The sequence below is a fragment of the Bacillus sp. L381 genome, assembly GCF_030284525.1.
GTDB lineage: Bacteria > Bacillota > Bacilli > Bacillales > Bacillaceae > Bacillus > Bacillus amyloliquefaciens.
Genome location: NZ_CP127224.1, coordinates 2,755,851 through 2,767,461 on the forward strand (window position 1 = coordinate 2,755,851; position 11,611 = coordinate 2,767,461).

Sequence of the window (11,611 nt, forward strand, 5' to 3'; positions counted from 1 at the left end):
CGGACTATTCATTATTCCTCAATGGGCGGAATGCCTGCCTCTTCTCAAAACGCGGGGCAGACGGTTTCCAAACATTTTCTGCAAAAATCCGATTCGGTACGCGGCAAACATGTACACCGCACCGCCGACAGCAGCGCAGACAAAGACGACAATCGCCGCATGCAGCTGGCCGCTTTGGTACGTGACGAAAAAGCCGAGCAGCCATTGAGTCAGCTTGACCGCAACTCCCATCACGACGGATAAGACCGCAATTAAAATGACCCGTTTCATAAGCACTGTATACGAATAGCCCGCATGGCGCTTAATCATGATAAAACCGTACAGAAGAGAAGCGATATAACCGAGCGCCGTTGCCAATATGGCCCCGTCTCCCTGAAACAGCTTGATCAGCGGCACGTTCAGCACCACTTTTATAATGACGCCGATGAAAAGACTCACGACAGCAAATTTCTGCTTATTAATCCCTTGCAGAATCGCGGCGTTTACGGTGAACAGAGAAAACAAAATCGCGACAGGCGCGTACCAGAATAAAATATCCTGTCCGATATCCGGGCGAAGGCTTTCAGAGCCGTAAAAGAACGTATAGGCCGGCCCCGATAACACGGACATCCCGACAACGGCGGGAATAACCAAAAACAGAATGATCTGCATCGTCTGGTTAATCTGCTGGTTCAAAAGCTTATAATTCCTGCTCGTAAACGATTCGGTAATCGTCGGAATCAGTGTCAGACCGAATGCGGTCGCCAGTGAAACCGGAATCATCACAAGTTTCGGCACATAAAGAGTGACAATTGCCAGCATGTCCTGGCTGATGTCCTTATAGCCCGCCGCAATCATCGCTTTATTAAACGTATTCGTATCGATATAAGAATACAAAGGAATCGCCAGGCCGACAAAAACGTAAGGAGCGGCATAGCTGAAAAGCTCAATGAACATTTTTTTATAGCTTAAGTTTGCGGACGGGACAAGGTTTGGCTTCATCGCCAGAAGATCGCCCTTCCGCTTATTCCAGTAAATATAAAGGACGACAAGCCCTCCGAATGATCCGATCAGCGCTGCGAAAGTCGCATATCCGACTGCGATGACAAGGCCGCCGTTAATCACTCTTAAAATCAAATACGTCGCGCCCAATAAAAAGATGATCCGGGCAAGCTGTTCCACAACCTGAGAAACGGCTGTCGGCCCCATCATCTGATGGCCTTGGAAAAAACCGCGCACAAGACTCATAATCGGCACAACCAAAAGTGCCAGACTGACCATCCGGATGACATAAACGACGTGGTCAATCGTAAGTCCGTTATTACTCGTGCCGCCGAGAGATGTTTCCGCAAAAAACGGCGCCGAAATATAAAGAATCGAAAAAGCGATCATCCCGGTAACGAGCATAACCGACATTCCCGCTCTCAGCATCCGCCTGCTCGTTTCATAGTCTCCTTTGGAATTATATTTCGAGACAAATTTTGAAACCGCGGCGGGAAATCCCATCGTGGCAATGTTTAAAAACAGTGTATATTGATTATATCCGTATTGAAACAAAGCTCCGCCCGTCGCTCCGACCATCGCTCCGAACGGGATCAGATAAATCATCCCTAAAATCCGCGATATATAGGTGCCGAGCGTCAGCACGAACGTGCCCCTTAACAATTTGCTTGACATGTTTCCTCATCACCATTTTCTACGAAGATTCAACTTTTCTATTTTAACACAACTGGGCAAATAGACGGTAATAATTACAGCGGAAAACTTCTTGGGAAAGCTCTTAAAAAAACAAAATACGTTTAAGGAATCCCCTACTTTCGCTATAATAGCAGGAAGCGGACATTTCCGCCTATTATTACGCGAAAAAGAAAGTTGTTGATGAAATATGAAACATTATGACGTGATTGTGATCGGCGGCGGCCCGTCCGGTTTAATGGCTGCGATTGCCGCAGGCGAAGAAGGGGCAGATGTCTTATTAATTGATAAAGGAAACAAGCTGGGGCGGAAGCTGGCGATTTCCGGCGGCGGGCGCTGCAACGTAACCAACCGCCTCCCCGTTGAAGAAATCATCAAACACATCCCCGGCAACGGCCGCTTCTTATACAGCGCGTTTTCCGAATTTAACAATGAAGATATCATCGCCTTTTTTGAGAAACTCGGGATTCAGCTGAAAGAAGAAGACCACGGGCGCATGTTCCCAGTGACAGACAAAGCGCAAAGCGTTGTCGATGCGCTTTTGAACCGTTTAAAAGAACTGAATGTCACCATCCGCACAAATGAAAAAATCAAAGAAGTGCGGTACGAGAACGGCAGGGCTGCGGGCATTACGACAAACAATGACGAACACATTTCCGCCGGCGCCGTCATTATCGCCGTCGGCGGAAAATCAGTCCCCCACACCGGCAGCACCGGAGACGGCTATGCATGGGCGGAAGCGGCCGGCCACACCGTGACGGAACTCTTTCCGACAGAAGTGCCGGTTACGTCGTCAGAGCCGTATATTAAACAAAAAACACTTCAGGGGCTGTCCCTTAGAAACACGGCCGTCAGCGTCCTGAATAAAAAAGGCAAACCTATCGTCACACATGTGATGGACATGCTGTTTACCCATTTCGGCTTGTCAGGCCCCGCCATTCTCCGCTGCAGCCAGTTTGTCGTCAAAGAACTGAAAAAGCAGCCCGAGGTCAAACTCCGCATCGACCTGTTCCCCGGCATCAACGAGGAAGATTTATTTCAGCGGATGCATAAGGAGCTGAAAGACGCACCGAAAAAAGCGCTCAAAAATGCGCTGAAGCCGTGGATGCAGGAACGGTACCTGCTTTTCCTTCTGGAACGGAACGGTCTTGATCCGCAGATCAGCTTTACGGAGCTGCCGAAGGATCAATTCAGGGCGTTTGTCAAAGACTGCAAACAATTTACGGTTGCAGCTGACGGAACGCTTTCTCTGGACAAAGCGTTTGTCACAGGCGGCGGTGTTTCCGTAAAAGAGATTGAACCGAAACAAATGGCGTCTAAAAAAATGGAAGGCTTATATTTTTGCGGAGAAATCCTCGATATTCACGGCTACACGGGAGGCTACAATATCACCTCAGCCCTTGTCACTGGGCGTCTCGCCGGCTTGAATGCAGGACGTTTCTCACACTCGCTGTAAAATGGTGTAAAGCACATTTACCTGAGCCTCCCCATTGATAATTGATCAAAAACATGATAGAGTTTTCTGCGTTTTGTTTCACCTGATTGAGGGAATAGGAAGAAAGGAATGATCTGCAATCGTACGACCATACTAAAACAAAATGGCGTATTGAAAAAATAGTCAGAGGGTGAGAACGTTTGAAGAAGAAGAATATCTCCAGTGTTTTTTGGATTGTGATCGTTATCACAGCCGCTGCGGTTTTATGGGGTGTCATCTCTCCGAACAGCCTGCAGCAAGTCACTGAAACAGCGCAAAATTTTATTACAGATTCTTTCGGCTGGTATTATCTCCTGGTCGTTTCTATATTTGTCGGTTTCTGTCTCTTTCTCATTGTGAGTCCGATCGGCAACATAAAACTCGGAAAACCCGGGGAAAAACCGGAATTCGGGTTATTATCATGGTTTGCCATGCTTTTCAGCGCGGGCATGGGAATCGGTTTGGTATTTTACGGGGCTGCGGAACCGATCAGCCATTACGCCATCAGCTCTCCCTCAGGTGAAACAGAAACGCCCCAAGCTTTTCGTGATGCGCTCCGGTACACGTTTTTCCACTGGGGGCTGCACGCTTGGGCCATCTATGCGGTCGTCGCTTTATGTATCGCATATTTTCAATTCAGAAAAGACGCGCCCGGTTTAATCAGCAGCACACTGACACCGCTTTTAGGCGATAAAGTAAACGGGCCGATCGGCAAGGTAATTGACTGTATCGCCGTGTTTGCTACCGTTGTCGGTGTGGCGACAAGCTTGGGTCTCGGAGCGACTCAGATCAACGGCGGCCTGAATTATTTATTCGGCATTCCGAAGACATTTTCCGTTCAGCTGATACTGATCGTTGTCGTGACCGTGCTTTTCTTAATTTCTGCGTGGAGCGGAATCGGCAAAGGAATTAAATACTTAAGCAATACAAACATGGTGCTCGCGGGTATTTTAATGATCTTTATGCTCATTGCAGGTCCGACTGTGCTGATTATGAACTCATTTACCGATTCTATCGGCCAATACATCCAAAATATCGTGCAGATGAGCTTTCGCTTGTCACCGAATGATCCCCAAAAACGCGAATGGATTAACAGCTGGACCATTTTCTATTGGGCCTGGTGGATTTCCTGGTCACCGTTTGTCGGCATATTTATCGCCCGGGTTTCAAGAGGCCGGACCATCCGGGAATTTTTAATCGGTGTGTTAGTGACACCTTGTATATTGGCTTTCTTATGGTTTGCAATCTTCGGTGTATCCGCGATGGATCTTCAGCAAAAAGGCGTTTTCAATGTCGCCGGAATGTCAACGGATACGATGCTGTTCGGCGCACTCAGCCACTATCCGCTCACAATGGTGACATCCGTATTAACGCTTGTTCTGATCGCTGTATTCTTTATTACATCAGCAGATTCAGCGACATTTGTGCTTGGAATGCAAACGTCTTACGGCTCATTGGACCCGTCAAATCGGGTAAAAATCACTTGGGGCATCATCCAGTCTGCCGTAGCAGCGGTTTTATTATATTCCGGGGGTCTGGCCGCACTGCAAAACACGGCCATTCTCGCTGCGGTTCCGTTTTCAGTCGTGATCCTTCTGATGATCGTGTCTCTGTACAAATCATTAGTGAGCGAAAGAAAAGGAATCAAACAAGCGGAGAAATACCAAAAGCCGAGAAGTCCCCGCGTCAAAAAAGCATAATACACAACGAAGCCCGGCATTCGCCCGGGCTTCTTTACTTTCGGTATAAAATGAGAGCGGAAAAACAATAAAGCTGCTCCCCTTCAGGATCACAGGCAGCCGCTACCGTATATTTAATATCAACGAGCTGTTCTTCGGAAATTCCTTTTAAAAATGAATTGACTTCAGTCTGCAGATCCTTTTCATGCTCCTCATCAAAAACAGCTATCTTCAGCATGTCACCCTCTCCTTTCTCTATCAATTTATTCCGATTCAACTGAAATATGATAGAGAAAAACAGATTTCCCTTTTTACTGTTTTTTACTAAAAAACTCCAAAGAAGTTGTTGAAAACGCTTACTAATATGTGATAATATCACTTCAACAATAACCAAGTCATTTCTATTTAGTAAATTTTTAGTAAAAAGGAGATGCAAAATGGTCCGTCTCAAAGATATTGCCTTACAGGCGTCTGTATCCAGCGCCACAGTATCGAGAATTTTAAACAGGGATGACTCTTTAACCGTGACTGAAGAAACAAGAGAAAAAGTCCTGCGGATCGCCGATGAGCTGGGCTATCAGCCGTCGGCAAAAAAACGAAAAAACCGCAGCCGCAATGATTCCGCCCCCCTGATCGGCGTTGTCAGCTGCCTGTCACCGGAGGAAGAACGGCAGGATCCTTATTTTTCGGCGATCAGAAAAGGCATTGAAGAAGAATGTTTTCAGCAAAAAATTTTCATCACTTCTTCTATCCATCTCGGTTCTTTTCAAGAGCATATGTTTCACGAATTGGACGGTGTGATCGTAATCGGCAGTCTCCAAGACGAGGCGCTCACGAATATCAGCACCGCTTTCAGACACGCGGTATTTGTTAACGGCATACCTGATCCCGCCCGCTATGACTCCGTCAGCGTAGACTTTTATGCCGCAGCGCAGAAGGCGATAGAACATCTGCTGTCGCTCGGTTATCGGCGGCTTGGTTATATCGGCGGCCGGGAGCGGGAGCATACCGTGATAGACGGTGTAAACAGCAATCAAACAATTGAAGATAAGCGCCTGACCGCTTTCTTACAAATGGCCGGCGCCGAGCCGGAGCACGTACTGGTCGGCGAATACAGCATGCGCGAAGGTTTCCGGCTGATGAAGGAAGCCATCAAAGGCGGCAGTCTGCCCGACGCCTTCTTTATCGCAAGTGATTCGATGGCCATCGGCGCTTTAAAAGCCCTGCAGGAAGCCAACCTTCAAGTCCCTCGCGATACAGCGATTGTCAGCTTCAACGGCATTGATGAAGCGGAATACGCCAGCACGCCTTTATCAACGGTAAAAGTATATACAGAAGAGATGGGCCGGACGGGTGTCAAATTGCTTCTTGACCGTTTGAACGGCAGGACCGTCCCGCTGGCCGTGACGCTCCCCACTTCACTGATTATCAGACAAAGCTGCGGCTCACAAGAAAGGAGGTGACGTTTCCCGCAGCATTTATATCATATTTAAAGGAGGAAAAGATGAAACGCTTACTGGTTTTGTTTCTTTCTTTTACTTGTATGATACTTCCCGGCTGTTCCGCGGGACAGAGCAGCGCAGGAGAAAAGCAGAAAACCTTGACCGTCTATTCCACTATATCCTCAGACAGCGAACGCGCCGTGTTCAGAAAATTGGCTGATTCATTTCAAAAAGAACATCCGGGCATTCAAGTAAAAGTTCATTTCCCAGGCAATGACTATGAAAATATGATGAGAGTCAGAATGGCTGCCGATGACATGCCCGACCTTTTCGACACTCACGGCTGGGCCAAAATCCGCTACGGAGAATATACAGCCGATCTCAGCGGCATGTCTTGGACGAAGCGGCTCGATCCGAATTTAAACAGCATGCTCAAGGACGCCAAAGGCAGGATATACGCCTTCCCTTTGAATCAGGCAAAGGACGGGCTTGCTTACAATCGTACCCTATTGGAAGAATACGGAATTAAACCGCCGGACACGATGGTCGATTTCATGAAGGCACTGAGACAGGTTAAAGAAAAAAGCGGCGGAACAGTCACTCCCTTCTGGTTTGCCGGCTATGAGAAAAGCTCATTTGCCCAATATTACGATCAATTCGCCGCACCGCTTCTCATCACAGATCCCGCTCACCGTTACAAAAAGCAGCTGTTAAACGGAACCTTCCGCTGGACACACTTCACCTATTTATCTGACAAACTGAAAGAGATGCAAAAAGAAAACCTGCTCAATACAGATGCCGTGACGGCAAAACGTTCCCAGTTAATTGAACTGATGGCGCAAAACAAAATCGCCTTTACGCTGCAGAGCGGCACCCTCGGCCAAGACGTCGCTCAAATCAATCCGAAGGTAAAAGTCGGCATCATACCGACCCCGGCAGTCCACAAAGGAGACGCACCGGTATGGATCGGGGGCGAACGTTATACGCTGGCGGCATCCAAGGATTCCCCGCGGCTGAAAGAAGCGAAACAGTTTATCGCATTTATGGCCCGTCCAGAACATGCAAAATCAATTGCCGAAGCGACCTCGCTTCCGGCAGGATTAGTGAATGTGAAAACGGACATTTTCTACGCAAATGACTATAAGCGCTATCAGCATATTAAGGTGCAGCCTTATTTCGACCGCCTTTATTTGCCGAACGGAATGTGGGATGTGATGGGCACGGCCGGGCAGGAGCTGATGGCTGATATCTTAACTCCCTCAGAAATTTCGGCGAAACTCGGCAGGGAATATAAGCGGCTCCGTCTTCAATTTGATTCACAGGGAGCTGAAGAAGAATGAGTGATCTTGCAAGAGAAACCGCCGGATTTCAAAATAAAAAGCCGATTAAACCCGCGTCATTATGGTGGATGTACGTCCCTGCTCTTGCCACGGTTTTTATTTTCATGATTTTTCCGTTTGTCAAAGGCGCTTTTATCACATTTACAAACTGGAACGGCTTCTCACAGACATATCAATGGGTGGGGGTCACCCAATATAAAAGGCTTTTGACAGATCCGGACACGTGGCTCGTTGTGAAAAACACTTTGCTTTACGGACTCGGAAGCACTTTTTTTCAGAATATGCTCGGCCTTTTATATGCGCTGCTTTTGAATCAAAGCTTAAAAATGAAGGCGCTCACAAGAACGATCGTCTACCTGCCCGTCATTATCAGTCCGCTGATCATGGGATACATTTGGTATTTTATTTTCTCGTATGACGGGGGCGCGCTGAATGATGTGCTTGGCGCGTTGGGGATCGGTTCTGTCAACGCCTTGGCAAGCCCGACGGCAAACCCGTGGATCATCGTCATGATTAACACCTACCAATACGCAGGCATTGCGATGATTGTATATTTGGCGGGCCTGCAAAGCATTCCGAAAGATTATTACGAAGCGGCAAAAATAGATGGCGCGGGAGGCTTTCAGCCGTTTTTCACCATTACCCTGCCTTTATTGATGCCGGCTGTCACCATCAACATGGTCATTAATATCATCGGAGGACTCAAGCTGTTTGATGTCATTTTCGCCCTGACCGCAGGCGGGCCGGGAAATTCCTCCCAATCGATGTCGACGTTTATGTATGATTTATATTTTAAACGGCAGGATGCGGGATATGCCGCCGCCCAAGGCGTGTTTATGTCCGTCATTATTCTTGTCATCAGCTTTTCGGCTCTTGTGTATTTCAAACGAAAGGAGACGGAAATGTCATGAAAACAGCCCGAATGCGGATCTTTACCCTGCTGGCTGCCGTCATCTCATGCGTTCATATTGTCCCCTTTTATATATTGCTGACCACGTCATTAAAAGCAAAAGGAGACTACAGTTCAAAATGGTCGCTGCCCTCCGCTTTTTCATTTCAGAATTTCCGTGAAGCATGGGAGCGGGCCTCTCTCGGGCAATCCTTTCTGAACACGATAATCATTACAGCCGTTTCCGCCGCTTTGTTAATTTTCATGGGTTCGCTTGCCGCATATCCGCTCGCGAGAAGAAATACGAAGCTGAATAAAATCGTCTTCGGCCTTTTGATTTCAATTATGATCATCCCGCCTTTGACTTCCATGGTTCCTTTATACAAGATGGTCGCTGATGCGGGACTGATCAATACGCATGCCGCAGCGATTCTCATTAATACGGCTGCATATATGCCGCTGACCGTTTTCTTATATTCAGGATTTATCCGCTCTTCCATTCCGAAAGAGCTTGAGGAAGCGGCCAAGATGGACGGCGCCGGATTGATCAGGACTTTTTATACGATCGTGTTTCCCCTGCTGAAACCGATTACCGCAACAGTCTGCATTATTTCCTGCGTGTTTATCTGGAACGATTATCAATTTGCGATTTTCTTTTTACAAGATCAAAAGGTGCAGACATTGACCGTAGCCATGGCCGGATTCTTCGGCGAAAACACGAACAATCTTCACTTAGTCGCCGCAGCCGCAATTATGGCGATGCTGCCGATGGTCATTTTGTTTTTGGCCCTTCAAAAATATTTTATCTCAGGGCTGTCCTCCGGGGCGGTCAAAGGCTGAGAAGAAAAGGGAGGAATTTCTGTTGAAGAAAATTACGTTTATCGGAGCGGGAAGCACGATTTTTGCGAAAAATGTACTGGGAGACTGTTTACTGACTGAGGCTTTAAACGGATTTGAATTCGCGCTTTATGATATTGATGCTGTACGGCTGAAAGAATCCCAGCTCATGCTGGAAAACATGAGAGACCGCTATAATACGAGCGTATCCATTATTTCTTACGATGACCGAAAACAGGCGCTTAAACAGGCCGGATATGTGATAAACGCCATTCAGGTCGGCGGCTATAAACCCGCGACGGTCATTGACTTTGACATCCCGAAGCGGTACGGCCTGCGCCAGACGATTGCCGATACCGTCGGAATAGGCGGCATTTTCCGTTCCCTCCGCACCATCCCCGTTTTATTTGACATCGCTAAAGACATGGAAGAGGTCTGTCCGGATGCGTGGCTGTTAAACTATACAAATCCGATGGCTTCTCTGACAGGAGCGATACTCAGACATACAAATGTAAAAACAGTCGGCCTGTGCCACAGCGTACAGGTCTGTACAAAAGATCTGTTTGACTCACTCGGCATGGATCACGAAGGTACGGAAGAACGCATTGCAGGCATCAACCACATGGCTTGGCTCTTAGAGATCAAAAAAGACGGAATTGATTTATATCCAGAAATTAAAAGACGCGCCCGCGAGAAACAAAAGACGAAACATAATGACATGGTGCGGTTTGAGCTGATGGATAAGTTCGGCTGCTACGTAACGGAATCATCCGAGCACAATGCCGAATATCACCCGTATTTTATAAAAAGCCGGTATCCAGAGCTGATAGATGAACTCCAGATCCCGCTAGATGAATATCCGAGAAGATGCGCAGAACAAATCAAAAATTGGGAAACGATGAGAGACGGCATCATCAACAATCAAAATCTGACGCATGAGCGCTCGAAAGAATACGGTTCGAGAATTATAGAAGCGATGGAGACGGGCCGTCCGTTTATGTTCGGCGGCAATGTGCTGAATACGGGACTCATACCGAATCTGCCGGCGAAAGCAGTCGTTGAAGTGCCTTGCGCCGCCGTTAAAAATCAAATTATGCCGTGCTATTCAGGCGAACTTCCGGAACAGCTCGCGGCGCTCAATAGAACAAACATTAACACACAGCTTTTAATCATCGAAGCGGCCGTTACTTTAAAAAAGGAAGCCGTATATCAGGCGGCCATGCTTGATCCTCATACGAGCGCCGAGCTTTCCATGAATGACATCATCTCTTTGTGCGATGATTTATTTGAAGCCCATAAAGACTGGCTTCCGGCTTATCACTGATTATTCGCGATCCGGCCCGGGAGGGGGCTGGATCGCTTTATATGTTCAGCACCAGTTTGACCGTCTGCAGGGTGTGTCCTTTAAAGTCTTCTTCGAATTCACATACCCGTTGAAACCCTTTCGCTTGATAAAAGGACAAGGCGGTGCGGTTCTCTTTTTCTGCATGGACATAAAGCTCTTTTATTCCAGCAGACTGTCTGATACATTCTTTAAGGAGTGACGTGCCTATCCCGTTCCCCTGAAAACCCGGATCAATATAAATAGATGCCAGCTCCGCTTTTCCGTCTTTTTGAACCGGAGTGACATTTGCAAAGCCAAGTGCTTTTCCCTCTTTTCCTTCTGCCACAAAGAACAGAGAATGCTGAAGCCGGCGTTCCATCATTTCATCCTGATAGGCGGATTTGAGAAACTGATCCTGAATGTGTCTGGGGATAATCCCTTCATACGTATGATGCCAGCTTCGTTCCGCGACTTGCCGGACCTGTTTGATATCACTTGCTTTCATAGTGCGTATTACCGGTTTCACTTGATTCGCCTCCCGTTTTTTGTATAAAAAAAGAAGAAAAAGACGTACGTCCCTTTTTCTTCTTTCACTGCAAAACGTTATTTCTTCGGCTTTGTTTCGCCTTCCCACTCCAGCATACCGCCTTCAACATTAACCGTGCGGAAGCCCTGCTCATGTAAATACATGCAAACATTCATGCTTCTTTTTCCGGAACGGCAGATAAATACATATTCTTTGTCCTTGTCTAACGAATCCATTTTCTCAGGGATGTCTCCCATGCGGATATGAACAGCCTGCGGAATCATTCCTTCGGCTACTTCTTCATCTTCTCTGACATCAATTAGATAAAGCTCATCTCCCGCTTTTAATTTCTCTTCCAGTGCGGCTGTGCTGATTTCATTTATTTTCAATGTGTGACACTCCCATTCGTCTTAATGATTTTAAGTA

At 47.2% G+C, this 11,611-nt stretch carries 11 protein-coding genes; 7 read left to right on the plus strand and 4 right to left on the minus strand.

All coding sequences use genetic code 11. From position 1 onward, the window contains the following. Nucleotides 1-18: 18 nt before the first annotated feature. Nucleotides 19-1,656, minus strand: coding sequence for a lipid II flippase MurJ (gene murJ, locus QRX25_RS14030; protein WP_065982110.1), 1,638 nt, complete (start codon nt 1,654-1,656; stop codon nt 19-21). Nucleotides 1,657-1,864: 208 nt separating this feature from the next. On the opposite strand from murJ, the gene QRX25_RS14035 reads away from it, so the two are divergent. After that, a complete protein-coding gene (locus QRX25_RS14035) occupies nt 1,865-3,130 on the plus strand; it encodes a BaiN/RdsA family NAD(P)/FAD-dependent oxidoreductase (protein WP_212098753.1) in 1,266 nt (421 codons plus the stop codon). A 179-nt stretch (nt 3,131-3,309) separates the two neighbouring features. Further along, nucleotides 3,310-4,848, plus strand: a complete 1,539-nt coding sequence (gene opuD / locus QRX25_RS14040; RefSeq protein ID WP_065982112.1) for a glycine betaine transporter OpuD — start codon at nt 3,310-3,312, stop codon at nt 4,846-4,848. A gap of 34 nt (nt 4,849-4,882) precedes the next feature. Here the strand turns inward: opuD and QRX25_RS14045 are convergent, their stop codons facing one another. Then, nucleotides 4,883-5,065 (minus strand): sporulation protein Cse60, encoded by a 183-nt coding sequence (locus QRX25_RS14045; protein ID WP_013353238.1) that lies wholly within the window; start codon nt 5,063-5,065, stop codon nt 4,883-4,885. Nucleotides 5,066-5,264: 199 nt separating this feature from the next. Between QRX25_RS14045 and QRX25_RS14050 the strand changes: the two genes are divergently transcribed. From QRX25_RS14050 to melA, 5 genes are read left to right on the plus strand one after another with little or no spacing between them, the layout of a single operon-like run. Next, a complete protein-coding gene (locus QRX25_RS14050; RefSeq protein ID WP_212098755.1) occupies nt 5,265-6,290 on the plus strand; it encodes a LacI family DNA-binding transcriptional regulator in 1,026 nt (341 codons plus the stop codon). Between the two features lie 41 nt (nt 6,291-6,331). Continuing rightward, nucleotides 6,332-7,609, plus strand: coding sequence for an ABC transporter substrate-binding protein (locus QRX25_RS14055; RefSeq protein WP_212098758.1), 1,278 nt, complete (start codon nt 6,332-6,334; stop codon nt 7,607-7,609). After that, complete coding sequence (locus QRX25_RS14060) at nt 7,606-8,520, plus strand: carbohydrate ABC transporter permease (protein WP_212098761.1); 915 nt, start codon at nt 7,606-7,608, stop codon at nt 8,518-8,520. Before QRX25_RS14055 ends, QRX25_RS14060 begins: the two co-directional genes overlap by 4 nt. After that, entirely contained in the window at nt 8,517-9,338 is an 822-nt protein-coding gene (locus QRX25_RS14065; RefSeq protein ID WP_212098764.1) for a carbohydrate ABC transporter permease, read from the plus strand. The genes QRX25_RS14060 and QRX25_RS14065 overlap by 4 nt, the downstream gene beginning before the upstream one ends. A 22-nt stretch (nt 9,339-9,360) precedes the next feature. Further along, nucleotides 9,361-10,659, plus strand: coding sequence for an alpha-glucosidase/alpha-galactosidase (gene melA / locus QRX25_RS14070; RefSeq protein WP_212098767.1), 1,299 nt, complete (start codon nt 9,361-9,363; stop codon nt 10,657-10,659). 37 nt (nt 10,660-10,696) lie between these two features. Here melA and QRX25_RS14075 read toward each other — a convergent pair whose 3' ends face one another. Continuing rightward, nucleotides 10,697-11,185: a GNAT family N-acetyltransferase gene (locus QRX25_RS14075; RefSeq protein ID WP_212098771.1), complete on the minus strand. Its 489-nt coding sequence runs from the start codon at nt 11,183-11,185 to the stop codon at nt 10,697-10,699. Nucleotides 11,186-11,262: 77 nt separating this feature from the next. After that, nucleotides 11,263-11,574 carry a rhodanese-like domain-containing protein gene (locus QRX25_RS14080; protein ID WP_212098774.1) on the minus strand — a complete coding sequence of 104 codons (312 nt, stop codon included), beginning with the start codon at nt 11,572-11,574 and terminating at the stop codon, nt 11,263-11,265. Nucleotides 11,575-11,611 lie beyond the last annotated feature (37 nt).

Excerpts from the sequence above, each read along its gene's own strand:
- QRX25_RS14050 (WP_212098755.1), top strand. The coding sequence starts at position 5,265 with ATGGTCCGTCTCAAAGATATTGCCTTACAGGCGTCTGTATCCAGCGCC.
- QRX25_RS14065 (WP_212098764.1), top strand. The coding sequence starts at position 8,517 with ATGAAAACAGCCCGAATGCGGATCTTTACCCTGCTGGCTGCCGTCATC.
- QRX25_RS14055 (WP_212098758.1), top strand. The coding sequence starts at position 6,332 with ATGAAACGCTTACTGGTTTTGTTTCTTTCTTTTACTTGTATGATACTT.
- QRX25_RS14060 (WP_212098761.1), top strand. The coding sequence starts at position 7,606 with ATGAGTGATCTTGCAAGAGAAACCGCCGGATTTCAAAATAAAAAGCCG.
- QRX25_RS14045 (WP_013353238.1), bottom strand. The coding sequence starts at position 5,065 with ATGCTGAAGATAGCTGTTTTTGATGAGGAGCATGAAAAGGATCTGCAG.
- murJ (WP_065982110.1), bottom strand. The coding sequence starts at position 1,656 with ATGTCAAGCAAATTGTTAAGGGGCACGTTCGTGCTGACGCTCGGCACC.
- QRX25_RS14035 (WP_212098753.1), top strand. The coding sequence starts at position 1,865 with ATGAAACATTATGACGTGATTGTGATCGGCGGCGGCCCGTCCGGTTTA.